We start from the raw sequence: 25013 nt of genomic DNA, 5'->3' as shown, positions 1-25013 counted from the left end.
AGGGTTCGGAGGGGACGGTAAAATAGTTACTCATCCATCAATTCCGTGCCGCGGGACGACCGTCGACGGCACTCGAGCGATCGGCTCAGCCGTCGGTTCGAACGAGGTCGGCGGCCCTCTCCGCGATCATCGTCGTGGGCGCGTCGGTGTTGCCGCTCGTGATCGTCGGCATCACCGACGCGTCGACGACGCGCAGTCCCTCGACGCCCCGTACCCGGAGCCGGTCGTCGACGACCGCCAGCTCGTCGTCGCCCATCTTGCAGGTGCCGACGGGGTGGTACAGCGTCTCGGCGGTCTCGCGAATGTACTCGATCAATGCCTCGTCGCTTTGGACGTCCGATCCCGGCAACACCTCTTCGCCGCGGTACTCGTCGAACGGCTCGGCCCGCAGGATCTCCCGGACCAGCTTGAGCCCCTCGAGCAACACCTCGAGGTCGTCGCCCTCGGTCAGGTACTGTGGATCGATGGCCGGCTCGTCGAAGGGGTCGGCCGAGCGGAGCGTGATCCGGCCGCGGCTGTCGGGACGCAGGCGAAGGGCACCGAGCGAGAAGCCGTGACCGTCGGGGTTGTCGAAGCCGTGTTCGACGAAGTACGACGGCCCGAAGTGAAACTGGATCTCGGGGCGGTCGGCGTCGTCGGTAACGGTCGCGAAGCCGCCGGCCTCCGCGACGTTCGAGGTCAACGGCCCCCGTTTCAGGAGGAAGAACTTCGCGAGGTTCAGCAAGGAGTCCGCGTCGGCGAGGCTGATCGGTTTCTCGCACTCGTAGTTGACCCCGACCTGCAGATGGTCCTGCAGGTTCCGGCCGACGCCCGGGCGGTCCGCGACGACGTCGATGTCGTGGCGCTCGAGGTGGTCGGCCGGGCCGACGCCCGAGAGCATGAGCAACTGCGGGGAGTTGATCGCACCGGCCGCACAGATCACCTCCTCGCTCGCGTCGACCGTCGCGGGGCTGCCGTCGCCGTCGTCGCGGGCGTACTCGACGCCGACGGCCGTTTGGCCGTCGAACCGGATCCGCGTGACCCGTGCCCCCGTCACCGCGGTCAGGTTCGGCCGATCGAGGACGGGCTTCAGATAGGCGTCGGCGGCGCTGTGGCGGCGACCGTCCTCCTGGGTCACCTGATAGAAGCCGACTCCCTCCTGGTCGCCGGCGTTGAAGTCCTCGTTGTGGGACAGGCCGACCGCCTGCCCCGCTTTCACGAAGGCCTCGCTGAGTTCGTTCGGCGACCGAATATCGTCGACGTGTCGCGGGCCGCCGACTCCGTGGGAGGCCGACGGACCGCGGGCGTTGTCCTCGGCCCGCTTGAAGTACGGCAACACGTCCTCGTAGCCCCACCCCTCGTTGCCCAGTTCCGCCCAGCGGTCGTAGTCCGCGGACTGACCCCGCACGTAGATCATCGCGTTGATCGAACTCGAGCCGCCGAGCGTCTTCCCGCGGGGCCAGTAGAGTTCCCGATCGTCGAGTTCCGACTGGGGCTCGGTGTGGTAGTTCCAGTCGACATCGGACTGAAAGAGGTCCGAAAACGCCACCGGGATCGAGATTTCGCGTTGCTCGTCGGGCTCGCCCGCCTCGAGCAGCAGTACCTCGTCGCCGTCGGCCGATAGCCGATTCGCGAGTACACAGCCCGCGGGCCCCGCGCCGACGATCACGTAGTCGTAGCCGTCCCCGCTTCCCGTCATGCTACCACACACCATACAACGGAGACCTAATAGTAGTATCCCCGACGGCGGACCACGACGTGGGACGGCGGGCTCGGTCTCTCGAGCCGTTCCTGGCGGCCCTCGAGGACGGCCCCGACGCACTCGAGTGACGACCCGAGTCGAACAGCGGGGTCGAGCTTTTTCAGTCTGCTCTCCGAAGCGGTTCCGTATGACCGAGTTCCGCGGCGCGTGGGACGAAGACGACGTCGAAGCGTTCCTTCAGGAGGCGACCATCCCGATCCGGCTCGCGACCCACAGGCCCGACGGGTCGCTGTGGCCGGTCGCGCTGTGGTATCGCTACCGCGACGGTGCCCTCGAGTGTGCGACGGGTGCAAACGCCGCCGTCGTTCGGTTCCTCCGCCGCGAGCCGGCGGTTGGCTTCGACATCTCGACGAACGACGTGCCCTACCGCGGGATCAGGGGGACCGGCACCGCCGAGATCGCGCCCGACGAGGACAAAGCCGTCCTCCGGGCACTGATCGAACGCTACCTCGGCGACACGGACTCACCGCTGGCGACGCGGCTGCTCGACGACGACCGCGAGGAGGTCCGCGTTCGGATCGAGCCCCGGGAGATCTACAGCTGGGACTACAGCAAGCGGATGGGACGGGAAGCGGGCGAAGAGACGGCGTAGCGCGGGCTCGAGGCTGCAATCACGACTCGCGCCCGTTCGCGGAAACGGCGGTGACGATGCGAGCCGCGGTCGGCCGACCGCCGCCGAGGAGATCACGAACCAGTCAGTACGGCTGTCAGTTCGGTCGGCGATGACACAGCTATATTTCGATTGGTACCGTATCCCAAGCGGGCCGATGAGTTCCGACACAGCCACGCGAAAACAGCGAACGACCTGCGAGGAGTGTGGCCTGCCGTACTACGGCAGCGAGACGGATACCTGCCCGTATTGTGACCGTGCGGCCGGCGGAGTACGAGCCGACTCGTCATCGGTGGCGACCGCTCGAGACGACGACTCGTCGGTTTTCGAACGGCTATCGAACAGGATCCGAGCGGTACTCGGCTAGCGGGCCAGACGGACTGTCGGAAGTCGTTTCCAGCGCGACCGCGACGTGTGCAGTTGCACCGGGAACCCGTTCCGACGGACCGTCTCAGTCGTCCGCGCCGGGCGCGGCGACTTTCTTGCCGGCCGAATCGTCGCCACGGGGGAAGTTGTCGATCGTCTCCTCGCGGAACGCTTCCTCATCGAACTCGTAGTCGCCCTCGAGGAAGTCAAGCAGCGTGTGCGTGTCCCGCATGGCGTTCTTGAGACAGGTCGAGGCGCCCGGCGAGGGCGTGATGTTGAAGATGACGTCGTCGCCGACGATCTTGGCCTCGCCCATGTCCAGGGACTTGTTCTTCGTATCGACGATCTGGGGTCGGACGCCGCCATAGCCTTTCGCGCGTTCGATGTCCTCGAGTTCGACGCTCGGAACGACCTTTTGGACGTGGGGCAGGAACTGCTTCCGGCCGACGTTCGGGAGGTCGTAGACGAGGTTCTGGAGGACGTAGGGCAGCAGGACCCGATCCGAGAGGATGTTCGCGTAGCTGAGGAAGGCGGCCGCGTTCAGCCCGAAGACGTCGAGGAAGTCCTTGACCGTCGAGATGCGACCGCGCTCGAGGGCGGGGACGAGCTTGGCGGTCGGGCCGAACCGGGTGATCGAGTCGTCGTGGACGTCGGCGTCGCCGTGGACGGCCGCGAAGGGCAGTTTCTTCATCTGGAGCGTGTAGACCTTCCCGTTCAGGAGATCGTCGGCGAGGAAGAAACTCCCCGCGATGGGCAACAAGACCTTGTCCTGGCCGTAGCCCAGTTCCTTGGCCATCTGGAGGCTGTGGGAACCGGCGGCGACGACCGTCGCGTCACAGTCGAACCGGCCCGCGTCGGTCTCGATCGTGTAGCCGTCCAGCGTCGGCGTGATGTCCGTGACTTCGGTCCCGGTGAAGACGTCGACGTTGGCCTCCTCCTCGGCCTCCTCGACGAAGGACTTGGTCGTCTGACCGTAGTCGACGACGTAGCCGTCCGGCGTCTGCAGCGCGAGCATCTCCGTCGAGGGGTCGCGGCCCTCGACGACCTTGGGTTCGATCTCGCCGATCTCCTCGCGGTCGATCGGGCGGAGCTTCGGGAAGAGGTCGCCGAAGCCCTCGTCGTGGTATCGCTCCTCGAGTTCGGCGACTTCGTCCTCGCCGACGCCGAGTACCATCTTGCTGCGCTTGTCGTGCATCTCCCGGTCGGGGTCGTAGTTCTCGAGGTAGCCGGCGAGCAGCTCCGCGCCCTCCTTGACCTCCTCGGCTTTCTCGAGCGTGTAGTTGGTCTCGATGTCCCCGAAGTGCAGCGTCTGGGAGTTGTTCGTGTGATGCGAGTTGATCGCCGCGACCTCCGACTCCTTCTCGATCAGGGCGATCGAGTCGATGTCAGTGAACTTCGCGGTCGTGTAGAGCAGCGATGCGCCACTGATACCCCCACCGACGATGACGAGATCGTATTTACCAGACATTATTGAATCGTGTGAGTCCGTATTGCATCCCCTCGACTCCAGACGTATAACTCATATTTTTTCGATCCGTATCTCGACAGTCGTCGATATGCGTATCGACGTGGCCGGCGTTCGGTTCTATCGGCCGACCGTGCTGACACAGTATGTCGCGATAGGCCCGCCGTATCGAGTGTTTTTACCAGGTATGCATCCGCCGATACCAGGCCACTCCGCCGGCACAGCCCGTTCGTTTCGTCCCGATTCGCCCGTGAGTCCCCGACTATTCTATCGACAGTCGACGTATCGGTTCGGTCGTCGATGCCCGAGCGGTGATCCTCTCACGACGGTCACGACGGGCAGCCGTCGGGACGGGTTGGCGAACCGGGCGGAAACGACGCCGGAGTTTTATCCCGACCTGACGGGCTACTCGCTCGAGTCGACCTCCTGATAGATGATGTGACCGCAGGCCTTGCAGTGGGAGGCGTCCCGGTCGTGTGAGGACAGCCCACAGATCGGGCACGTGACGTCGACTTTCTCCCTGTGGCTCCACTCGCGGACGATCTTGCTCGCCTGCCACGGGAGGACGATGATGCCGGCCAGGATCGATGCAACCGTTATCCACCGCCCAGCGGTCGTGGTCGGGACGATGTCGCCGAATCCGACCGTCGACAGCGCCACCACGACGTAGTAGAACGCGTCGCCGAACGTGGCGACGTCGGGGTTGGCCGCCTGTTCCGCGCTGTAGAACAGCCCGGCGGAAACGAACAGCAGCACCAGTACCGTCAACAGCAACTTCAGCGCACGCAGGGCGTTGTCCGAGACCGTCCCGAAGAAGAACTCCGCGTCCTGCGTAAACCGATAGAACCGGAGGACCCGAACCACTCGAACCACCCGAAGGAACCCGATGCCGGCGACCGTCCCGACCCCCGGCAGGAGGACGACCAGCAGCGTCGGGAGGATCGCGAGCAGGTCGACCACGGTGTAGGGGTTCGTCGCCTCCGCGAGGCGGTCTTTGGCACCGTACAGCCGCAGGACGTACTCGACTACGAAGACGCCCGCGATCGCGACCTCGAGCCCCCAAAGTCGTGTCCGTAGCTCCGCGGGGAGCGGATACGTCTCGGCGACGAAGACGGCGACGAAGGCGAGGTTCAACGCGAGCAGCGCAATATCAATCGCTTTCCCCAGCAGTGTCCGGTGATCCAGCAGGTAGAACCGGACGGTCTCGCGGCGGTCGCGGCTCCCGGGCGCGGCGTCAGTAGGCATCCGACAGTCACATTCCACGAGCGAGACACGTAGGCCCTCGGATCCGCGAGGACCATCAGTTTCGATCGGAGGACCGATCCGCGATCGAGGGCGTGTCGCCTCGAGCGGGTCGTTCGTCCTCGTTTCGGCCCGGTACGGGACTGCTCGGCCTGCGTTTGCGGGGCCCACTGACAAACGACCGGTCGGTGAACGTCGCGACGGAACTAATGAGGCGATCCCTTCTTACACGGAACGAGAGGGCGTGTCCGGGCAGATCGGAGGACCGACGGCCGACGACGGGGCGACGCCGCCAGCGCCGACGAACCGACCAGCGGAGCCGTCCGGAGGTGAGCGGCTCGTGGCAGCCGATCGCCAGAACGTAACGATCGCGGAGCCGCGGCTCCCGGAATCGGGCCCGTCGCGGCGGTCACTGGGCCGGGGCGGCCGACTCGCCGCAGCGACCGCCGGCGGCACCCTGCTGGTGCTTGGGCTCAGGCGACGATCGGTCGGCGGCGTCACGGCGGCAGTCGCCGGCGGCTGGCTCCTCTATCGGGGACTCGTCGGTGGCCGAGCCGACAGCGATGCGGAGGGGACGCGTTCTGCCGGCGAGGCCGATCGAGAGGACGCGACGGCCGCGGTGGAAACGACCCGCTCCGTCACGATCGGCGCGTCGCCCGAGGCGGTCTCCGAGCGCTGGCGCGACCCCGAGACGATGTCGCGTCTCTACGGCGGCCTGCTCGAGGTCGAAGCCCGGAGCGAGGACCGGTGGCACTGGATCGCGAGCGGTCCGCTCGGCGCGAGCGTCTCGTGGGACACGCGGGTCATCGAGGACCGCCCCGGCGAGTACCTGCGCTGGGAGTCGCTCGGGAACGCGCCCGTCGACAGCGAGGGGGCGGTCCGCTTCCGCGAGGCACCGGCCGGCCGCGGGACGGAAGTGACCTTCCGCTTTCGGTTCGAGCCCCCGGGTGGCGCCGTCGGCACCGCGGTGACCGACCGCCTCGGGATCGTCCCGGAGTCGCTCGCGGCGGTCGTCCTCGACCGGTTCAAGAGCCTCGTCGAGACGGGCGAGATACCCACGCTCGAGTCGAACCCCTCCGCCCGCGGCGCGGGTGATGCCCTATGAGGGCGCTGTGCTGGCACGGCGAAGAGGACGTCCGGGTCGAGGAAGTCCCCGATCCGGAGATCGCCAACCCCCACGACGCGATCGTCGAGATCACCGCCACGGCGATCTGTGGCTCCGATCTGCACCTGTACGACGGCTACGTCCCCTCGATGCGGGAGGGCGACATCGTCGGCCACGAGCCGATGGGGGAAGTCGTCGCGGTCGGCGAGGACGTCGACACGCTCGAGGAAGGCGACCGCGTCGTGGTTCCCTTCACGATCAGCTGCGGCTCCTGTTGGTTCTGCGAGCAGGACATGTACTCGCTGTGTGATAACTCGAACCCGAACGCCGAGATGGCCCGAAAGGTGATGGGGCAGTCGCCGGCCGGGCTGTTCGGCTACTCGCACATGCTGGGCGGTTACGCCGGCGCGCAGGCGGAGTACCTACGGGTGCCCTTCGCCGACGTCGGCCCGATCACGGTCGACTCGGACCTCCCCGACGAGCAGGTGCTGCTGCTCTCGGACGTGTTCCCGACGGGATACATGGCCGCCGAGAACGCCGAGATCGACGAAGACGACACCGTCGCGGTCTGGGGCTGTGGCCCGGTCGGCCAGTTCGCCATCCAGAGCGCGTGGCTGTTCGACGCCGGCCGCGTCATCGCGATCGACCGCGTCCCCGAACGGCTCGCCATGGCCCGCGAACACGGGGACGCCGAGACGATCCACTTCGAGGAGGCGGACGTCTACGACCGGCTGCTGGCCATGACCGGCGGCCGCGGCCCGGACCGCTGTATCGACGCGGTCGGCACCGAGGCCCACGGGACCGGTCTCATGGGCCTCACGGACAAGGCCAAACAGCAGGTGAACCTCGAGGCCGATCGGCCCCACGTCCTCCGACAGGCGATCAAGTGCTGCCGGAAGGGCGGGACGCTCTCGGTCCCCGGCGTCTACGTCGGCCACGCGGACAACGTTCCCGTCGGCCCGCTGATGAACAAGGGCCTGACCGTGAATACGGGGCAAACGCACGTCCAGCGGTATCTCGAGCCGCTGCTCGCGAAGATCGAGGACGGCGAAATCGATCCCTCGTTCGTCGTCACGCATCGGGAACCGCTCGAGAAGGGACCCGAAATGTACGAGACCTTCCGCGACAAGGAGGACGGCTGTATCAAGGTCGTATTGGATCCCTGACTGGAGACGGAGTCGGCGACCGCTCGGGAAGTGCGACGAGACGGTGGGGCTGTTTCTCACCGATCGCGTCGCGCTCGGGTACCCCGCCGGATCGGCTCGTTCCTCGACGACGTCCGCCGGAATGACTACGGCCTGTTCAGCAACTGCACGGATGAGGAGTACCGTCAGCGGCATCGCCGACCGCCGCCGGCCGGTGATACTCCAGCGGCCAAGACGTATCAGCTCGGACCGAACGCAACTTATGATCCTGCTTACGGTATGACAGTCCTATGTCCGGGCCGACGAGACACGACAGCGGAGAGACTCGAGGAGAATCGTAGATGTGTACGCGACTGGTGTATCTCGGCCCCGAAGACATCGTCCTCACCGGCCGGTCGATGGACTGGCACGGCGAAATCGGGACCAACATCTGGGTCTTCCCGCGCGGCATGGAGCGAACGGGTGAAGTCGGTCCGTCATCGATGGAGTGGACCGCCGAGTACGGCAGTGTCATCGCCTCCGCGTACGATATCGCGACGACCGATGGGATGAACGAAGCCGGGCTGGTCGCGAACGTCCTGTGGCTCACCGAGTCCAACTACCCCGAGTGGGACGACGAGACACCCGGACTGTCGATCTCGCTGTGGGCGCAGTACGTCCTCGATAACTTCGCGACGGTCGCGGAGGCGGTCGAGAACCACCGGAACGAGGAGTTCACCGTCGTATCCGACGAGATCCCGGACGAGGGCCGGTTCGCGACCCTGCATCTGTCCATCTCGGACGCGACGGGTGATAGCGCCGTCCTCGAGTACGTCGACGGCGAATTAGTGATCCATCACGACCGAGAGTATCAGGTGATGACGAACTCCCCACCGTTCGACCAGCAACTCGCACTCGACGCGTACTGGTCGGCGATCGGTGGCACGGTCATGTTACCGGGAACGAATCGCCCGGCCGACCGGTTCGCTCGTGCGAGTTTCTACGTGGACGCGATCCCACAGACAGAGGACCGTCGAACTGCGACAGCGAGCGTCTTCGGCGCGATCCGCAACGTCTCCGTCCCCTACGGAATCAGTACGCCGAACGAACCGCATATCTCCTCGACACGCTGGCGCACGGTGGCCGATCATCGGGACCGACGCTACTACTTCGAGTCGGCGCTCTCACCGAACGTCTTCTGGCTGGACCTCGACGAGGTCGAGTTCGAGACCGATGCCGGCGTTCGATCGCTGTCGCTCGGTGAGAACCAGACGAACGTCTTCGCCGGCGACGTCGCCGACGACCTCGTCGAGACCGACCCGTTCGATTTTCTCGGCGTCCCCGCATCCTCGAGCTAATCCCGATTTCCAGCGCGTTGGGGGCGGGGCCGTCGACAGTCAGTCGCGGAGACGATCGACTTCGCCAGTGGGAGACTCACTCGAGGGGACAGCAGTACCACGACGGTCTCGAAGAAGTCACTCGTACTCGACTGACCCAACGTTTTGGGTCGTCACGTCCTACGTACCAGTAGATGGACGCCGAGCGCTGGTGGCCACCCTTCGTCGAGGTCGTGGCGCTGGTGTGGATCACCCTGTTCGTCGTCGACGTCGCGATCAGCGTCGACGTACTCGTCGTCTCCGACCCGGTCGCGGCGACGGTTCGCGGCGTCCTCCGATGGCTCCTCGTCGTCTTCCTCCTCGACCTCGCCGTTCTCTACCGGTGGTCGGACGAGGACCTGCGGGCGTTCGTCCGCTCGAACTGGTTCCTGATCCTCACCGTCGTCCCCTGGTTCCGCCCGTTTCGGTTGCTTCGAATCGGGCGGTCGGTCCGCGCGCTCCGACTCCTCTCCGGGTCACGCCGGGTCGGCTCGTTGCTCAACAAGGTCCGCGGGAAGTGCCGCGACCTGTGGCGCCGACTGCGCGACTGAGGGACTCGTCGCGGTCGGCAGCCACTCGTCGATCGGCCACCACGCGCTCCGCTCGTCGTCGCTGCCGACCGCCGCCGCGCGCTGATACTCGACGAACCGAACGTCGACGCTGACGGCCCGGCTCGTCCGAGCATCGATTTCGGTCTGCAAGTCGTCCGCCAGCCCCTCGTGTTCGAGGGCGCTCGAGCGTCCGACGGTCACCGTCACCGAGACCTCGTCGCTGAACACGCTCCCGTCGTTGTACTCGGTCTCGACGCCGGCGAGTTCCAGCGAGCCGTACTCCGGTTCCTCGAGGACGTCCTGCACTTCGCCGTTGACCCGCTGTTCGAAGACGAGGTGCTGGTAGGTCCCGACGGCGGTCAGCGCGACGACGACGAAGAAGACAAGGACGATGACGGCGTACGCGCCCGTACGCAGCGAGACGGTCGCGTTCTCGCGGACGTTGCGTATCACCGACGAGCGGTAGCCGAGCGCGATGAGCGTCAGATACGCGGTGAGGTTGATGAACACGATGTTCATCAGGAGCAAGACGAGTCCGCCAGCGACGATGATCGGCTCGCCCCAGGCCGTCCCGATGCCGGCCGCAGCAGCGGCGGGAACGATGGCCGCCGCGACGGCGACGCCGGCCAGCGAGACGGGGAGGTCGGTCGCGAGCGCGAGCGCGCCGGCGAACCCGGCCGCGATGGCGATGACCAGCGTCAGGAGGTTCGGCGTGGCGAAGGCGCCCACCTGCCCGACGCGACCGACGTCCAGCGTCGGCTGGAGGAACCCCGATCGTTGCAGAAACACGCTCATCGCGACCGCACCCAGGTAGGCGACGACGAGCCTCGTCACCTGCGACGTTGCGCTGTCGACGACCATCTCGCGGTCGCTGATGACCGCGCCGGCACTCGCGGAGAGCGTCGACCCCGCGAAGGGCGCGATCACCATCGCACCGACGATGACGATGGCGGAGTCCAGCAGGAGGCCGCCGACCGCCACGATCGCGCTCGCGATCGCGAACGCGAGGTAGGTGGCGGTGTCGGGGGTCAGGTCCGCGGCGCGCTCCCGGATCTCGGCGTGGGACGCACCGCGCTCCCCTTTCGGCCCCTCGACGTAGCGGTCCGTCAACTCGTCGGCGTTCGGAACGGTGGCTCGATCGACCTCCGTGACGACGGTGTAGGTGTCCTCGTCGAGTCCGGCGTCGTACAGTCGCTCGAGGACCGCGTCCACGGCCCCCGCCGGAACCGGGACGTTCGCCAGACTCCCGTCCCGGTGATCGGCCGCGTCGCTGAAGACGAATTCCACTCCATCTCGGCGAGCGTCTCCCGCACCGCGGCGCGGTCCTCGCTGGGAACGAAGACCTGCACGAGTCGCATACCGCTCGGTGGACGGACGCGCCATTTACTAACGGCCGACTACTGGCCGTACCAGGAGCGTATGGGGCCGGTACATGTTCCGGCAGTGACAGCGCCGACCGCGTGACGAGCCGGGCGAGTGTCGGTTCGGTTTTGCAGACTGTCCGCTCCGGACGAAGAGGGTTTACACCCCCTGACGCGGTAGCTAGTCGCGATGGCCGGACTCCTCCAACGCACCGCGGCGGGAATCGACAGCCTCTCGAGATCGGTCTGGGACGACTCGAGTACGCTCGAGAAGGCGATCGTCGCCGTCGTCCTCATCGCGACGGGGTTGGTGATCCCGGTCCTGCCGATCGTCCTCTTGGCTCGATACATCGCCAACTGAGTGTGGACGCCGTTGGGATGGACTGTCCGCAGAGACGTGGTCTCGACAGCCGAACAGAAACGGCGGACGAGCGTCACTGACCCAGAACCGCCTAGAAATCGACGTTGTGCTGCTCGAGACGGGACCTCTCGGTTCTGGCGGCGAGTGATAGATAGTAGCAGCCCCCAGTCGAGGTGACCAGTCTCCGGACACCGCCCCCACATTTTTATTGAGGCACGTTACCAAGCATCACACATGAACCGGAGGCGCTTTCTCACGACATCCGTGACCGCCACAACGGTTGCCGTTGCTGGATGTAGTAATCCGGACGACGATGACGATGGTGGCGGTGGTGGCGGATACGATCTCGATGAACCGAAGTAGTTTCTCTCTCGGGATCACTCCTGAGCCTCGAGGTGACAAGCATCCGCGACGCGCCCCTAGTTGCTCCCCCCTAGCTGTGACTTCTCGAAGTGTCTCAGATACCGTGAAAGTGGAGGAATCGTACGGTAAATCGATGGCCTCGGCACTCATAGGGCTCGTCACCACCGGGTGCCGAGTCCGGTTCGGAGCGAGTGGATCGTCATCGGCCACGCGAGGCTACGCGCGTCGCTTCAAAGACGGTTTGGATTAGGGTTCGCTCGAGCGGTTACGCCGCTTCGTCGCCGCCGGCGTTGGCAAAGGCCGAGTTCCACTCGTCGATCAGGTTCTCGAGTCGGCCCCCGTCGCGGTGGGAGAACGTCCGCGGGGCGCGGTCGGTCGCGGTCCGGGGGTCCTCGAGCGTACTCGAGGGTGTGGGTCGGGTGCGGTTGGGCGTCGGTTCGGCGTCGGGTTGGGTGAGGTGTTGGGTACTCATGTCGGTCGGGTGTTGGATGTCGTCGAAAATCGGTACTCGTCGGCAGCGACTGATTCAGGCGCGTACGTGTACGACCGACATTGCTTACCCCACCATACCAACCCCATGATTATAAAAGTTCGTGATAGACCTGCTCTCCGGGAGCCGAAGAGTGAAATCAACCCTCGAGGGGCGTGTTCCCAGGGCACTCACTGGGCGATCGGACTCCGATAGCTTGAGAAGCCGCCCCAGAGAGGGCTCGAGTAGCACGATGACGGGCGCTGGAGACGACGCGGTCGATGTCAGTTTCGTGGTACCGGCGCGAAACGAGGGCGACTACCTTCGGGGAGCCCTCGCGAGTCTGGCCGCGCTGGACACCGCCTACGAGTACGAGGTGTTGGTCGTCGACGGCGACTCGAGCGACGACACCCGCGAGATCGCCCGCGAGTACGACGCGGCGGTGCTACAGGAGGGCGGCGACAGCATCGCCGCGGCCCGGAACCTCGGGGCCGAGCGCGCCGCCGGCGAGTGGCTGGCCTTCATCGACGCCGACACGCGGGTCCGGGCGACGTATCTGACCGAGCTATTGGGATTCGCCGAACGCGAGGGATTGGCGGCGGCCAGTTCCTACTGCCGGATCACCGGGCCGCGGCGGGCGAAGCTCATGGAAGCGACGATCAACCACGGCTTCTCGCGGCTCGAGCGACCGATCCTGCCCGGGTTCAGCTGTCTGGTCCACCGGCGGGCGTTCGAGGACGTCGGCGGTTTTCCCGACGTCCCAAACGAGGACACGGCGTTCAGCCGGCTGCTGGCCGCCCGCTATCCGATCGGCTACCGGCGGACCGTGCTGGTCGAGAACTCCGGCCGCCGGATCGCCGACCTGGGGCTGACCGGGACGCTGGGCCACTACCTGCGACTCGACCTCGAGCGGCTCCGGGCGGCCTACTGAACGAGAACGACTCGGCGGCCAACCCGGCGTCTCAACGCGAGCCGTCGGCCCGCGGATCGGCGTAGCAGACGGCGATCTCGTCGGTCGCTGGCTCCGCCTCGGCCGCGGCGACAGTCGGTCGGGTCATGGCAGGGACGAGGCGCTAACGAGCGGTGTGGCAGCCGGGGCACGAGTGGGACGTGACCGGCACGATCATGTGGGTTCCTTATATTTCCCTCCGTGGGTACTGCAAGCGTGTCCACCGTTCCACCGGCGGCCGAGCGATTGCTCGAGGACGAGCCGTTGATGGCCCACTTCGGGACCTGCGCCGACGGGCGGCCCCACGTCGCGCCGGTCTGGTACCGCTACCTCGCCGACGAGGACGTCGTCGAAGTCGTCACGACGGGCCGGAAGTTGGCGAACGTCAGGGCGAATCCTCGGGTCGCGCTCTCGATCCAGAAAGACGACGCGGGACACGCCCGATGGACGGTGACGCTGCTGGGGACGGCGACGGTCGTCGACGACGAGGGCGAAACCGACGCGGCCCGCCGCCGGATCAACGCGAAGTACGACGCCGAGCAGGACGCCTACGCCGACAACCGGCTGGTCCGGATCGACGTCGGCTCGGCGACCTACCGAACCTACGACGACGCCCTCGAGTGAGACGGGGGCGCGTGATTAGGCCTCGAGCCGTTCTCGAGCCGCCGCCACGACCAGCGGGAGCGTGATCGTCGCGTCGGCGTAGACCGAGACGTTGTCGGCGTCCTTCTCGAGTTTGCCCCACGAGCGGGCCTCGTCTAACGTCGCGCCGGAGAGGCCGCCGGTCTGTTTGGGGTCCATCGTGAGTTGGACGGCGTAGTCGTAGGCGTCGGGCGAGACCAGCATCGTCTGGAGGGTGAAATTCTTCGGGACGCCGCCGCCGACGACGAACGCGCCGGCCTCCTCGGCCTCGAAGGCGATGTCGGTCAACGGCGTCATGTCGGCAAGCGCGTCCAAGGTGAACGCACCGGTCTGGGAGTACATCCACGCCTGCAGTCCCAGCACGGAGTCCTGGACAGCCGGACAGTAGATCGGCACGTCGTTCTCGGAGGCCGCGGCGGCGATGCCAGCGTCTTCGTCGACGTCCTCTCGCTCGTTGATCTCGGCGTTGGCCCGACCGAGTTCCTCGGTGAGCCGCTGGATCGAGACGGCCCCCTCCTCCTCGCACTCGGCCTCGAGGACGGGGAAGACCTCCTCGCGGAGATGCGACTCGAAGTCGGCGAAGAACTCCTGTGGGAGATAGACGTTGTAGATGCGGTCGACGCCCTCGTCGCGCAGGGTCTCGTCGTGTTCGCGCTCGGTTTTGCCCTCGGCGTGGACCGCGCCGTGGTGGTGTTTGCCGCCGATGGCCTCGATGGAATCGTGGGTGAGGTTCGCGCCGGTCGTCACGAGGACGTCGATGTAACCGTCCCGGATCAGGTCGGCGACGATCGCGCGCATCCCCGTCGGAACCATCGCGCCCGCGAGGCCGAAGAAGACGGTCACGTCGTCGTCGAACATCGACTCGGTGACGTCGACGGCCTCGTGGAGGTCGGCCGCGCCGACGCCGGCGTCCCCGTACTCGTCGGCGAGTTCGCCGACGGTCATCCCTGCCCGGACCTCGGCGTGGCCGACAGGGTCGTGCGAGAACGTCTCCCGCTCGGGCTCGTGGTGACCGTCGGCGTCGCCGTCGTGATCGTGGTCGTCGCTCATGTCCACGCGTCCGCGGGCCAGCGGTTTCAACGTCGCGATTCGCGTCGTTTCGTGGGCCGTCGACGGCTCGAGAGGTGGCCGCAATTTCCCTTTAGCGGTCCACGGACTCGAGGGGCTACGCGGCGACCCGCTGCCAGTAGTCGACGGTGCGATACAGGAGATAGAGAACGGCGTTGAGCAGTCCGGTCAGCGCGAAGAGCGCACCGAGTTGCGGGCCGATCGCCGTGAAGAGGCTGCCGGGGCCGCCGACGTTGCCGATTCCGTAGGCGAAAACGGCGGCGATAGCGCCCCAAACGAGGAGGATCGCGGCGATTCTGGCACCGTCTTCCACGTAGGTCGAAACCGAGAGTGGCGTCGATGGTGAAGTCACGAGGCGTCGTTTCGACGGTCGTGACATAACGGTAGGATACCTGAAAGAGGTATTTTACCCATCACGGACGCGTCGACCGGCCTCGAGTCGAATCACGACAGCAGCGAGCGTAGCGCCGTCGCGATCAGCGCGACGAGCAGCACGATCGCCGTTACCCGGAGGACGATCGCGGGTCGCCGTCGGTTCGTCGGCAACAGTTCCGCGATACCAGACAGCGCCGTCGCGCCACCGAGAACCAGCAACGGGAGCGAACCGCTGTCGTACAGGAGTTCGAAGCACGCATAGATCCCGAAGAAGGCGAGCGAACTACCGATGGATACCCGCGCCTCCTCCCAGCCGCCCGGTTCGGAAAAGAACTCTTCGATATGAATCTCCATAGACACGAATGCCGGCCGCTCGAACGAAAAAGTATGGCCGCGTCCGCGTTCGCAACTGCCGATTGGGATCGGTTCGTCGGCTCACGCATTGGTTCCGACAGGTGCGGGTCTCCTATCGACGGACGGCGGTCAGAGCCCCGTCGGGACCTCGAGGTACGTCGTCTCGAGACCCCACTCCCCGACGAGTTCCTGCAGCGATCGCACGCCGAAGGTCTCGGTCGCGTAGTGACCCGCGAGGAAGACGTGGATGCCGGCCTCTCGGGCTTCGTGGTAGACCTTCCCTTTCCCCTCGCCGGTCACGAGCGCGTCCGCGCCGGCGGCGACGGCCTCGTCGAGCCAGTCGGTGCCGCTGCCGGTGACGATCGCCACGTCCGCGATCTCGTCGGGGCCGAAGTCGAGGTGCTGGACCGACTGGCCGCCGGTCTCGAGGGCCGACTCGAGGCGGTCCCGCAGGTCAGCAGGCGCGTAGGGGTCGGCCGCCGTCCCGCGCTGGCCGATATGCTCGGGCCCGAGTTCGCCGAAGGGCGCGCGGTTCTCGAGGTCGAGCAGGTCGGCGACGCCGGCGGCGTTGCCCAGTTCCGGGTGGCCGTCCAGCGGGAGATGCGAGACGTACAGCTCGAGGTCGTTCTCGATCAGGGGGGCGATCCGGTCGTAGGTCCGGCCGGTCACGCGGTCGAAGCCGCCCCACGAGAGCCCGTGGTGGACGACCAGCAGGTCCGCGTCGGCGTCGATCGCCCGATCGAACGTCTCCTGGACGCCGTCGACGGCGAACGCGACCCGTTCGATCTCGGCTTCCTCGGGGCCGATCTGGAGTCCGTTCGCGCTGGCGTCGACGTCGGCGTAGTCGGCGGTGCGCAGTTCCTCGTCGAGTCGATCGACGACGCTCGAGAGTTGCATAGCCGTTCGTTCGGCGGTGATCGCCTTGTATCCGGCTGGTTCCGACCGTCCCACAGCGGACCCCGACTCGAGTCGGACGGATCGGGAGTGGATCGAAAACAGCGAGCGAGGACCGCTACATTAGGTAGAAGATCGGGAACAGGAACACCCAGACGATGTCGACGAAGTGCCAGTAGAGCCCGAAGTACTCCACCGGCCGGTGATCCGTGAGGTAGGCGTCGACCGAGAGGGTCCGATAGATCATGAACGCGGCAATGAGCAGCCCGAGGATGACGTGGAAGGCGTGCAGCCCGGTCGTGACGAAATACAGCGAGTACTCGAGATCGGAGAACCAGTAGATCCCGTGGGAGAACTCGTAGCTCCACTCGTAGCCCTTGATGCCGAGAAACAGGAGCCCGAGCGCGAGCGTGGCACCCATCGACGCCAGCAGGCCGCGCTTGTTCTCGCGTTCGGCCATCACCAGCGCCAGCACGACCGTGAAACTCGAGGTCAGCAGGACGTAGGTGTTGACCAGGCCGATGGTCGCCGACGGCGGGACGGTCTCGAAGCTCCCCCAGCCGTTGTGGATCCGCATGAAGATATACGCCCCGATGACGGCACCGAAGACGACCACGTCCGAGGCGAGGAAGAACCAGACGCCGGTCTTGGTCGTCCCGACGCCCTCGAACGGCCAGCGTTCGGCGATCACCATCTCGGGTGCGTCGAACCGCTCGCGGCCGTACTCGAAGAGCGAGTAGCCGAGGATCGCGACGCCGATCACCGAGACCACGGGGTAGATGACGGTCTGTGAGCCGGCAACCGAACCGGAAAACTCCGCCCCGCGTTCGGCCGCGAACGAGGCCACATACGGCGTCAGCCCGGACAATCCCAGGAACGTGACGAACATCCCGAGGCCGATTCCGAACGGCCAGATGCTCGCGTGGTCCTCGTGATCCCCCTCGAGCGAGTCGATCTGATCGGCCCGTTCGTGGGTGGCTGCCCCGCCATCGGCCGCCGTCGTGTCGTCGACGAACTCGAGCGTGCCGGAGGCGTAGCTGGGGCGGTCGGGCCAGTTCTCGAGCGGCGGCGGCGAGGTCGTCGCCCACTCGGCGGTCCGGGCGTACGCCCACGGGTTATCGGGCGCGTCGGGCCCCGAGATCAGACTCTTCCCGAGCGTGACGAGAACCAACAGGACCGACGTCCCGAGGACGAACGCGCCGACGGTCGCCAGCTGGTGATAGAGCTGTGCGCCCTCGCCGTAGTGAAAGACCCGCCGGGGCGTCTCCCAGGCGATGAACATCGGGAAATACAGCAGGTTGAAGCCGAAGAAGTAGACGGCGAAGCTGAGTTTCCCGAGTCGCTCGGAGTACATCTTCCCGGTCATCTTCGGCCACCAGTAGTAGAGGCCGCCGATCAGCGCCGTGACTCCGGCGACCATCACGTAGTGGAAGTGGGCGACGACCCAGTAGGTGCCACGGAACTCGTAGTCTAACACGACCGCACCGAGGAACACGCCCGTGATGCCGCCGATGATGAACAACACGAGCGCCCCCATCGTGAAGAGAAACGGCGTGGTAAACCGCACGCGGCCCTTGACCATGGTGTAGATCAACGAAAACACCATCAGATCGAACGGCAGCGAAATCCCGATGGTCGTGGCCATAAACAGCGTCTTGATCGGGAGGTTGATCGTCGTCAGGAACATGTGATGCATCCAGACGAGAAAGGACTGGACCGCGACCAGCACCATCGCGATGATGACCCACTTGCGGCCGACTAACCGCCGGCCCGTAAACGTCTGGACGGTCTCGAACATGATCCCCAGCGCGGGGAAGAAGACGATGTACACCTCCGGATGGCCGAAGAACCAAAAGATGTGGCCCCACAGCAGGCTCGAGCCCTGATCGGTGCCGAAATATTGGGTCAACAGGAGCCGGTCGGTCAACAGCAGAATCAGCGCGGCCAACAGCGCCGCGAAGGCAAACAGCATCATCCAGACCGTCAGGAGCGTCCCCCACGTGAACAGCGGCATGTTCCAGAGCCCGAGCCCCTCGGCGCGACGGGTGTGGATCGTCGTCAGGAAGTTCACCGTGCTAAGAGTCGTCGACATGACGAACAGCGTCAGGGCGAGGATCGTCGTGTTCCCACCCATCGTCAGCGTGTAGCCGGGGTTGTAGATCGGGACGTTCAGCGGGGCATACATATACCAGCCGTTGGCCCACGTCGTCCCCTGGAAGAACGAGAACAGGACGAGAAGTCCCGAGAACAGGTAAAACCAGTAGCTCAACGCGTTCAGCCGGGGAAACGCCAGATCGTTCGCGCCGATCTGTAAGGGGACGAGGTAGTTCGCGAACGCGAAGCCGAGCGGCGAGATGAACCAGAACACCATCAGGAGGCCGTGGATCGAGACCGACTGATTGTACTGGGTGTTCGTCAGGAGGCCGGTACCGCCGGCTTTCCACAGGTGTGCGCGGAACAGCAACGCGAGGATCCCGCCAGCCAGGAGGAAGAAAATCGCCGTCACCAGATAGAGGATGCCGACGTCCTTGTGGTTGGTCGTAACCAGCCACCGCTTGACCGTCGTTCGCGGCGGGAAATCGCTCATCGGGTCACCTCCCGATCGATCCGTCGGGCGGTATCACTGACGGCGACGTGATCGAAAACGGTCGCGACGTGCCGGAACCGACGAAACGGCGAGGGCGCGACGGAGACCATACCGCTACCTCAGTACGATTCGTCGTATCAAGGTGTCCGGTGCGCCTGCAGGCGATACTTGTATCCGCCGACGGCCGTTCGCGTGACGGCGGCGCTATCGGTCGCCGGCAACCGGCCCCAGCCGCGGGTAGTCGGCGATGATCCCGTCGACGCCGGCGGCCGCGAGCCGGTCGAACTGGACCCAGGTTCGCACCGTCCAGACGTTGACCGCCCGCCCCGCCTCGTGGGCCCGCTCGAGGAGGGCGACCCCGGAGCCGTCGTTCGCGTCCCCGACCGTCGCCGGCTCGTCCGACTCGGGGTCGAGAATCGCGGTGTGGGGCGGGTGAATCGCTTCGCAGTCGTATCGGCTCGCGATCTCGAGGCCGGCCGCGAGGTCCGTGCCGACCAGCGGGGCGGCGGCGTAGTCGGCGACCTCGCGCAGCGCCGCGATCGCGCCCTCACAGAACGAGGAAAACAGCAGGTCGCCGCCGAAGGCCTCGCAGTCGGCGACGACGCGTTCGACGAACGGCCGCCACGTCCGGCGACGCTGGTCGCGATCGTCCGGAGGCAGTGCCTCGCCGGTTCGCAGATCGGCGGTGCCCGGACTCTTCAGTTCGACGTTGACCCCGACCGACTCGGGGACCGCCTCGAGCAGGGCGGCGAGAGAGGGGATCGTCGCGTCGGTTCCCAGCACTCGCGTCGCTCGGAGGTCCTCGAGCGGCGTCTCCCGGACGAGACCGGTCGCGTCGGTCAGGGGGCGGCCGTCGCGGGTCCCGTCGAGGCGCTCGTCGTGGACGACGACCGGGGTCCCACAGGCGGCCGGTCGGACGTCGATCTCGAGCATTGCCGTCCCGTCGCGTTCGGCGGCGCGTTCGGCAGCAGCGATCGTGTTTTCGGGCGCGACGCCGGCGTAGCCGCGGTGGGCAATGACGGCAGGGCGGACCATACCGAATCGTGAACGGGGCGGCTAATGTAAACTGCGCTACGGGACGACGTGGCAGTTCCCGGCCCGGCGTTGATGCGTGTGCCCCGCCAATCGCCGGTATGACCGAACCCACGCTTGCGGACGTCGAACGCGCGCTGGAGCGCGCCGCCGACCTCGAGACCGAGGACGCCGTGTCGGTCCTGCGGACCGCCCGGCAAGACGTCCGGGACCTGGCGAACAACCCCGATATCGACGAGGACCGGCGGACGGCCCTCGAGCGCCGCCTCGCACAGCGGATCCGCGAGGTGCGAGAGCGCGACGCCTACGACGGCGGGCTGGGGTCGGCGATGAACCCGGCAGAAGACGACGCGCCGTAGCGGTGCGATTGCGGCCGTCTACGGCGGACTCGCCGGCGTCCGAGAACCCGGCGAGATCGGCCGCGCTCCGGCCCTTTTATTCGGGTGCCGTCCGGAGGCGTTGGTATGCGAATCGCACTACTTGGCGGCACGGGCGACATCGGCGAAGGACTCGCGTTGCGCTTTGCACGCGATACGAGCCACGAGATCCTCATCGGCTCGCGCGACCCCGAAAAGGCCCGCGACGCGGTCGCGGACTACGAAGCCGAACTCGAAGCCCGCGATGCCGACGCCGAGCTGAAGGGCTTCGACAACGAGATGGCGGCCGACCGCGCCGATATCGTCATCCTCAGCGTCCCGCCGTACTACGTCGGTGACACCGTCGAGGCGGTCGCGGACAGCCTCGATTCGGACTCGATCCTCGTGACTCCCGCGGTCGGGATGCAGGGCGACGAGGACGGCCTGCACTACCACCCGCCCGACACCGGCAGCGTCACCGAACTCGTCGCACAGCGAGCGCCCGACGAGGTGCCGGTCGTCGGTGCCTTCCACAACCTCGCGGCCGACGCCCTCTCGAACCTCGAGGACGATCTGGACCTCGATACGCTCGTCGTCGCCGACGACGACGACGCCAAAGCGACCGTCCTGACGGTCGCCAACGAGATCGACGGCCTGCGCGCGCTCGAGGCCGGGCCGCTTGCCAACGCCGCGGAGGTCGAGAGCGTCACGCCGCTTGTCATCAACATCGCGAAGTACAACGAGGACATGCACGACGTCGGCGTCAAGTGGATCTGAGCTGGGCCGCCAGCGGCTCGGTGTGACGCCTGGATTCGACCGAGACGAGCGGAGAGTCGGAACTATCGGCGGTCGAAGCCGCGAGAAACCGGTGATCGTCCCTACGCGCCGGCCGACTCGAGGGCGTCCTCGATGTCGTCGCGCTGGGTGACGCCGACGAAGCGCTCGACGATGCCGTCGTCGTTCTCGATGATCAGGGTCGGGAGCGAGCGAACCTGGTACTCGTTGGCGACGTCCTGTTGTTCGTCGACGTTTACCTTCTCGACTTCGAATCGGCCCTCCCAGTCGTCCTCGAGCTCTTCGAGGATCGGGTCCTGGGTCTTGCAGGGGCCACACCAGTCCGCGTAGAAATCCTTCAGTGTGACAGTCATGCGGTCATCGCTAGTTGCCACGCGCCGCGCATAAGGGTTTCCCACCGATAACCGATTGCCGGGATCGGTGACGCGAGCGAGGACGACACCGGCCGGAACCGGAGCGGGCAGCCGCCGAGAGACGGAATTCCTGCCTCGAGCGAACCCGCCCGAAAGCGCGGGCCGGAGTCGGTCGAAAGGTTTAGTTCCGGGGGGGACATAGGAACGGGTATGGACAAAGGACAGAACACCGGCGGGCTGATGTCCAGTGCCGGATTGGTCCGGTACTTCGACTCCGAGGACTCGAACGCCATCCGAATCGACCCGAAGACGGTCATCGCCTTCGGCGTCATGCTGGGCGTCGTGGTCCAGTTGCTGACGCTCGTCTCGTAACGCATCTCCCGCGTTCTTCCAGCATCGCCTCGAACAGCGACCGCACTGTCGGAGCCCCTCGCAGGGAGGGGGTCGGTAGCGGATCGGCCACAGTCGCCAAACCGGAATCGGCAGTCCGAATCGGTGCTATCGCTGGGAGTCACGGAGGACCAGCGGTTCGATGGCGAGCGTTCGCTTGGCGACCGTCACGATGCGGATGACGTAGGCCGCAAACAGCAGAAACGGCACGAGTGTCGCGGTAAACGCCGCGCCGATCGCCCACGTGATGTTCGCCACGCCGATCGTTCTCCCGGGGAACGTGCCCGCGTCGACGACCGTGAGCATGACCCCCGCGATGACCAGCGCCGGAATCGCCGCGTAGAGGATCATCTGTGAGAGCGTGATGAGTTCCCACTCGAAGTACAGCGTCTTGACGTGTTCTCGCGCCGGTCCGAACAGGCTGAGCGACGTCTTCAGCTCCTCCAGATCGGACAGCGATTCGTCGCTCAGGCTGTCTTCGAACTCGTTTGCGATCCGTTCGACCTGAAAGATCTTCCAACCGTAGTTGAAGTTCAACGCGGCGGAGAGGACGTCGAAGCCCCCGAACGTCGCGCCCTCGAGCTGATCGGTGACCAGTTCGGCATTGCCGACGAGACTGTCGGTGAACTCCTCGACCTCCGCACGGAGTCGATCGTCGTCGCTGTCGGCGACACTGTCGCGAAGCGTCTTCGCTCGCAGTTCGGCCACGAAGACGAGCTGGCGGAGGAACTCCGACGGATCCGCCGGACTGGGCGACCCGATGAGTTCCTCGGTGTAATCGCGGAAGTCCATCGCATTCTCCATCCGGTCGCGCTGGTCGCCGAGCGGACCGTTCTCCTGGGAGAGTACCAGCTGGCCGATGGTGACGACGAGCGTGGTACCGGTGATGATCGCCCCGATCATCGTCGAGAACATCGTCTCGATAGTGTCGCCGGTCTGCAGCTGTGGGTGCAGGGGCGACGGCGTGAGGGTGACGAACGCCACGAACGAGACGAACACGCCCAGTGCCAGGACGGCGGTCACCTGCAGCCGAGAGGCACCGAGCAGGAGCCAGATTTTGAGCCGACTTTCGCCGGCGCGTTCGCGCATCGTGTTCGCCGTCCCGATGTCGGAGTCGCCGGCCGTCTCGACGTCGGAGACGCCGGCCATTCCGTTCTCGGCGTCATCGGTGCCGGTCACGGCGAGTCACCCGTCATCGGCACCGGTAGTCGTCTCGGCGGGGCGTTTGAATACCAGATACTTGGTCCCGCCACCCGTGTAGTCGATCGTCTCGACGAGTTCCCAGCCGTCAGCGCCGTACTCGTTCAGCGCCGCTTGCGGGTCCTCGGCCTCCTTTTTCGTTTCGCCGCGGGACGGCCTGAGCGTCCTGTACTCCCATCGGCGCGCGTCGGATCGGCTCATCTCCGGTTCGTCACACGTGTCCGAGGGCAGTAAGGATGGGGCAGACATGTCACGATCGGTCGAAGCGGACGCCGCGGCCGAGTCGGTGGCGCGACGTTTTTGACTCCCCCCTCCGTAGCCGCGGCCATGTCACTGACTGCGGGCGTCGTCGCGGTCCAGGGCGACGTCGAGGAACACGCGGCCGCCATCGAACGCACCGCGCGGGCCCACGACCGCGAGGTCACCGTCCGCGAGATCCGCGAGTCGGGGATCGTCCCCGATTGCGACCTGCTCGCGATGCCCGGCGGCGAGTCGACGACCATCTCCCGACTGATCCGGAACGAGGGGATCGCCCCCGAGATTCGTGACCACGTCGCCGCCGGGAAGCCGCTACTGGCGACCTGTGCCGGCCTGATCGTCGCCTCGAGCGACCCGAACGACGACCGGGTCGACCAGCTCGGCCTGCTCGACGTGAGCGTCGAGCGCAACGCCTTCGGCCGCCAGAAGGACAGCTTCGAAGCGCCCCTCGAGGTCGCGGGGCTCGACGAGCCGTATCCGGCGGTGTTCATCCGCGCGCCGGCCATCGATTCGGTCGGCGACGCCGAGGTCTTGGCCTCGTGGAACGACCGGCCGGTCGCCGTGCGACAGGGGCCGGTCGTCGGTACCGCGTTCCATCCGGAACTGACCCCCGATAGCCGGATTCACGGCCTCGCGTTCTTCGAGAACGAGGGCGCAAGGGTGCCGGGCATCGAGGAGGCACAGTAGCCGTCCGGGTCCCGGTGGCGCTCGCGTCCGGTGTCGCCCGTTTCGGCCGCCGTTGACGGTCCCGCGTGCATGCATTCGCGACCGGACCTGTTTTCTCCCTCCTACCCGAGGGTAGGGGTATGCAGGCATCCATCGACGCGGTTCGGGTCGCGGGGACCCCGGAGGGACCGGTCCCGGTCGTCGTCCTTACCGTCGAGGGCGAAGACGACGTCGTCCCGATCTTCATCGGGTTCAGTGAGGCGACCAGCATCGCCCGCGGGCTCGAGGCCGAGGATATCGGACGGCCCCTGACCCACGACCTCCTGCTCGATGTCATGGAGGAACTGGGTAGCCGAATCGACCGCGTCGTCGTCACCGAGATCGAACAACGCGAGAGCGGGCAGGGCGGGACCTACATCGCCGACCTCCACCTCGAGACGCCACGGGGGGAGACGGTCGTCGATGCCCGGCCGAGCGACTCGCTTGCGCTTGCGGCCCGGACCGACGCCGGCATCGAGATCACCGAGGACGTGTTCGCGGACAGCCGAGACGACAGGGAGAAGTTCGCCGACCTCGAAGACATCCGCAACGTGTCGGGTGAGATGTAGATGGAGGAGACGCTCGAGGAGTTGTTCGCCGTGATCGAGGACCGCAAGGAAACGTTGCCCGAGGACTCCTACACCGCCTCGCTGTTCACTCACGAGAAAGGCGAGAACGCGGTCTTGGAGAAGCTCGGCGAGGAGACGACCGAACTCGTGCTGGCTGCGAAAGACGACGACCACGAGGAGATCGCCCACGAGAGCGCCGACATCGTCTATCACCTGCTTGTCCTGCTGGCGATGAAGGACGTGGAGCTGTCGGACCTCGAGGCGGAACTCGAGGCGCGGCGCTGAGCCCGCGACCGCGCCATCGCCGGTTACTTGCATTCGCCGAACACAGCTTCATTCTCCTGTCCGGTGT

At 66.3% G+C, this 25013-nt stretch carries 28 protein-coding genes and 1 pseudogene; 15 read left to right on the top strand and 14 right to left on the bottom strand.

Features of this window, described 5'->3' with window-relative positions:
• Positions 1 to 85: 85 nt before the first annotated feature.
• A complete protein-coding gene (locus NP511_RS11725) occupies positions 86 to 1678 on the bottom strand; it encodes a GMC family oxidoreductase (protein WP_049965628.1) in 1593 nt (530 codons plus the stop codon).
• Positions 1679 to 1868: 190 nt separating this feature from the next.
• Here NP511_RS11725 and NP511_RS11720 point away from each other — a divergent pair, with 190 nt between their 5' ends.
• Both NP511_RS11720 and NP511_RS11715 read left to right on the top strand, forming a co-directional pair.
• Entirely contained in the window at positions 1869 to 2333 is a 465-nt protein-coding gene (locus NP511_RS11720; RefSeq protein ID WP_049965627.1) for a pyridoxamine 5'-phosphate oxidase family protein, read from the top strand.
• Positions 2334 to 2508: 175 nt separating this feature from the next.
• Positions 2509 to 2718, top strand: a complete 210-nt coding sequence (locus NP511_RS11715) for a hypothetical protein (protein ID WP_049965626.1) — start codon at positions 2509 to 2511, stop codon at positions 2716 to 2718.
• Between the two features lie 84 nt (positions 2719 to 2802).
• On the opposite strand, the gene NP511_RS11710 is transcribed toward NP511_RS11715, so the two are convergent.
• The gene (locus NP511_RS11710; RefSeq protein WP_006180386.1) at positions 2803 to 4185 is read right to left on the bottom strand and encodes an FAD-dependent oxidoreductase; all 1383 of its coding nucleotides are present in this window, start codon (positions 4183 to 4185) and stop codon (positions 2803 to 2805) included.
• A 402-nt stretch (positions 4186 to 4587) separates the two neighbouring features.
• A complete protein-coding gene (locus tag NP511_RS11705; RefSeq protein ID WP_049965624.1) occupies positions 4588 to 5427 on the bottom strand; it encodes a potassium channel family protein in 840 nt (279 codons plus the stop codon).
• A gap of 337 nt (positions 5428 to 5764) precedes the next feature.
• Here NP511_RS11705 and NP511_RS11700 point away from each other — a divergent pair, with 337 nt between their 5' ends.
• From NP511_RS11700 to NP511_RS11685, 4 genes are all read left to right on the top strand, one after another.
• Positions 5765 to 6529, top strand: coding sequence for an SRPBCC family protein (locus tag NP511_RS11700; protein ID WP_233274336.1), 765 nt, complete (start codon positions 5765 to 5767; stop codon positions 6527 to 6529).
• Positions 6526 to 7695 carry a zinc-dependent alcohol dehydrogenase gene (locus NP511_RS11695; protein ID WP_049965622.1) on the top strand — a complete coding sequence of 390 codons (1170 nt, stop codon included), beginning with the start codon at positions 6526 to 6528 and terminating at the stop codon, positions 7693 to 7695. The genes NP511_RS11700 and NP511_RS11695 overlap by 4 nt, the downstream gene beginning before the upstream one ends.
• 320 nt (positions 7696 to 8015) lie before the next feature.
• Positions 8016 to 9011 carry a linear amide C-N hydrolase gene (locus NP511_RS11690; RefSeq protein ID WP_049965621.1) on the top strand — a complete coding sequence of 332 codons (996 nt, stop codon included), beginning with the start codon at positions 8016 to 8018 and terminating at the stop codon, positions 9009 to 9011.
• A gap of 173 nt (positions 9012 to 9184) precedes the next feature.
• A complete protein-coding gene (locus NP511_RS11685; RefSeq protein WP_049965619.1) occupies positions 9185 to 9580 on the top strand; it encodes a hypothetical protein in 396 nt (131 codons plus the stop codon).
• On the opposite strand, the pseudogene NP511_RS11680 reads toward NP511_RS11685, so the two are convergent.
• Positions 9506 to 10938 (bottom strand): annotated as a pseudogene (locus NP511_RS11680) (DUF389 domain-containing protein). The gene NP511_RS11685 and the pseudogene NP511_RS11680 sit on opposite strands and share 75 nt — an antisense overlap.
• Before the next feature lie 193 nt (positions 10939 to 11131).
• Here NP511_RS11680 and NP511_RS11675 point away from each other — a divergent pair.
• A complete protein-coding gene (locus NP511_RS11675; protein WP_162834894.1) occupies positions 11132 to 11302 on the top strand; it encodes a hypothetical protein in 171 nt (56 codons plus the stop codon).
• Between the two features lie 628 nt (positions 11303 to 11930).
• Here NP511_RS11675 and NP511_RS11670 read toward each other — a convergent pair.
• Positions 11931 to 12137 carry a hypothetical protein gene (locus NP511_RS11670; protein WP_006180396.1) on the bottom strand — a complete coding sequence of 69 codons (207 nt, stop codon included), beginning with the start codon at positions 12135 to 12137 and terminating at the stop codon, positions 11931 to 11933.
• A 250-nt stretch (positions 12138 to 12387) separates the two neighbouring features.
• Between NP511_RS11670 and NP511_RS11665 the strand changes: the two genes are divergently transcribed.
• Positions 12388 to 13065 carry a glycosyltransferase family 2 protein gene (locus NP511_RS11665; RefSeq protein ID WP_049965618.1) on the top strand — a complete coding sequence of 226 codons (678 nt, stop codon included), beginning with the start codon at positions 12388 to 12390 and terminating at the stop codon, positions 13063 to 13065.
• Positions 13066 to 13299: 234 nt separating this feature from the next.
• Positions 13300 to 13707 (top strand): pyridoxamine 5'-phosphate oxidase family protein, encoded by a 408-nt coding sequence (locus NP511_RS11660; protein ID WP_049965617.1) that lies wholly within the window; start codon positions 13300 to 13302, stop codon positions 13705 to 13707.
• Positions 13708 to 13722: 15 nt separating this feature from the next.
• Here the strand turns inward: NP511_RS11660 and NP511_RS11655 are convergent, their stop codons facing one another.
• The 6 genes from NP511_RS11655 to NP511_RS11630 all read right to left on the bottom strand — a co-directional run bounded on the left by NP511_RS11655 (position 13723) and on the right by NP511_RS11630 (position 20038).
• On the bottom strand, positions 13723 to 14775 hold the full coding sequence (locus tag NP511_RS11655; protein WP_049965616.1) for a deoxyhypusine synthase: 1053 nt from the start codon (positions 14773 to 14775) through the stop codon (positions 13723 to 13725).
• Positions 14776 to 14890: 115 nt separating this feature from the next.
• Positions 14891 to 15145, bottom strand: coding sequence for a hypothetical protein (locus tag NP511_RS11650; RefSeq protein ID WP_136396888.1), 255 nt, complete (start codon positions 15143 to 15145; stop codon positions 14891 to 14893).
• Positions 15146 to 15237: 92 nt separating this feature from the next.
• On the bottom strand, positions 15238 to 15522 hold the full coding sequence (locus tag NP511_RS11645; RefSeq protein WP_049965614.1) for a DUF8011 family protein: 285 nt from the start codon (positions 15520 to 15522) through the stop codon (positions 15238 to 15240).
• Positions 15523 to 15651: 129 nt separating this feature from the next.
• Positions 15652 to 16419 (bottom strand): Nif3-like dinuclear metal center hexameric protein, encoded by a 768-nt coding sequence (locus tag NP511_RS11640; protein ID WP_049965613.1) that lies wholly within the window; start codon positions 16417 to 16419, stop codon positions 15652 to 15654.
• A 115-nt stretch (positions 16420 to 16534) separates the two neighbouring features.
• On the bottom strand, positions 16535 to 19003 hold the full coding sequence (locus NP511_RS11635; protein WP_006648074.1) for a cbb3-type cytochrome c oxidase subunit I: 2469 nt from the start codon (positions 19001 to 19003) through the stop codon (positions 16535 to 16537).
• Between the two features lie 204 nt (positions 19004 to 19207).
• Positions 19208 to 20038, bottom strand: a complete 831-nt coding sequence (locus NP511_RS11630) for a glycerophosphodiester phosphodiesterase (RefSeq protein WP_049965611.1) — start codon at positions 20036 to 20038, stop codon at positions 19208 to 19210.
• A 98-nt stretch (positions 20039 to 20136) separates the two neighbouring features.
• Between NP511_RS11630 and NP511_RS11625 the strand changes: the two genes are divergently transcribed.
• Positions 20137 to 20394 carry a hypothetical protein gene (locus NP511_RS11625; protein ID WP_049965610.1) on the top strand — a complete coding sequence of 86 codons (258 nt, stop codon included), beginning with the start codon at positions 20137 to 20139 and terminating at the stop codon, positions 20392 to 20394.
• A 105-nt stretch (positions 20395 to 20499) separates the two neighbouring features.
• Positions 20500 to 21168, top strand: a complete 669-nt coding sequence (npdG, locus tag NP511_RS11620; RefSeq protein ID WP_049965609.1) for an NADPH-dependent F420 reductase — start codon at positions 20500 to 20502, stop codon at positions 21166 to 21168.
• A 101-nt stretch (positions 21169 to 21269) separates the two neighbouring features.
• Here npdG and NP511_RS11615 read toward each other — a convergent pair whose 3' ends face one another.
• The gene (locus tag NP511_RS11615) at positions 21270 to 21539 is read right to left on the bottom strand and encodes a thioredoxin family protein (RefSeq protein WP_006648078.1); all 270 of its coding nucleotides are present in this window, start codon (positions 21537 to 21539) and stop codon (positions 21270 to 21272) included.
• A 210-nt stretch (positions 21540 to 21749) separates the two neighbouring features.
• Between NP511_RS11615 and NP511_RS11610 the strand changes: the two genes are divergently transcribed.
• Positions 21750 to 21911, top strand: a complete 162-nt coding sequence (locus tag NP511_RS11610; RefSeq protein ID WP_006180413.1) for a preprotein translocase subunit Sec61beta — start codon at positions 21750 to 21752, stop codon at positions 21909 to 21911.
• Between the two features lie 126 nt (positions 21912 to 22037).
• Here NP511_RS11610 and NP511_RS11605 read toward each other — a convergent pair whose 3' ends face one another.
• Together NP511_RS11605 and sp36 are read right to left on the bottom strand one after the other, a co-directional pair.
• Entirely contained in the window at positions 22038 to 23078 is a 1041-nt protein-coding gene (locus tag NP511_RS11605) for a DUF7972 family membrane protein (protein ID WP_049966878.1), read from the bottom strand.
• Between the two features lie 36 nt (positions 23079 to 23114).
• A complete protein-coding gene (gene sp36, locus NP511_RS11600; protein ID WP_006180416.1) occupies positions 23115 to 23330 on the bottom strand; it encodes a Sp36 family protein in 216 nt (71 codons plus the stop codon).
• Between the two features lie 126 nt (positions 23331 to 23456).
• Between sp36 and pdxT the strand changes: the two genes are divergently transcribed.
• The 3 genes from pdxT to hisE all read left to right on the top strand — a co-directional run bounded on the left by pdxT (position 23457) and on the right by hisE (position 24946).
• Positions 23457 to 24074, top strand: coding sequence for a pyridoxal 5'-phosphate synthase glutaminase subunit PdxT (gene pdxT, locus NP511_RS11595; RefSeq protein ID WP_049965608.1), 618 nt, complete (start codon positions 23457 to 23459; stop codon positions 24072 to 24074).
• A gap of 119 nt (positions 24075 to 24193) precedes the next feature.
• Positions 24194 to 24661, top strand: a complete 468-nt coding sequence (locus tag NP511_RS11590; RefSeq protein WP_015298668.1) for a bifunctional nuclease family protein — start codon at positions 24194 to 24196, stop codon at positions 24659 to 24661.
• Positions 24662 to 24946 (top strand): phosphoribosyl-ATP diphosphatase, encoded by a 285-nt coding sequence (gene hisE, locus NP511_RS11585; protein WP_049965607.1) that lies wholly within the window; start codon positions 24662 to 24664, stop codon positions 24944 to 24946.
• Positions 24947 to 25013: the final 67 nt, after the last annotated feature.

It is taken from the genome of Natrinema thermotolerans, from assembly GCF_031165565.1.
Lineage (GTDB): Archaea > Halobacteriota > Halobacteria > Halobacteriales > Natrialbaceae > Natrinema > Natrinema thermotolerans.
Note: the sequence above shows the minus strand (reverse complement) of the source record. Positions and strands in the feature narration are given on the sequence as shown.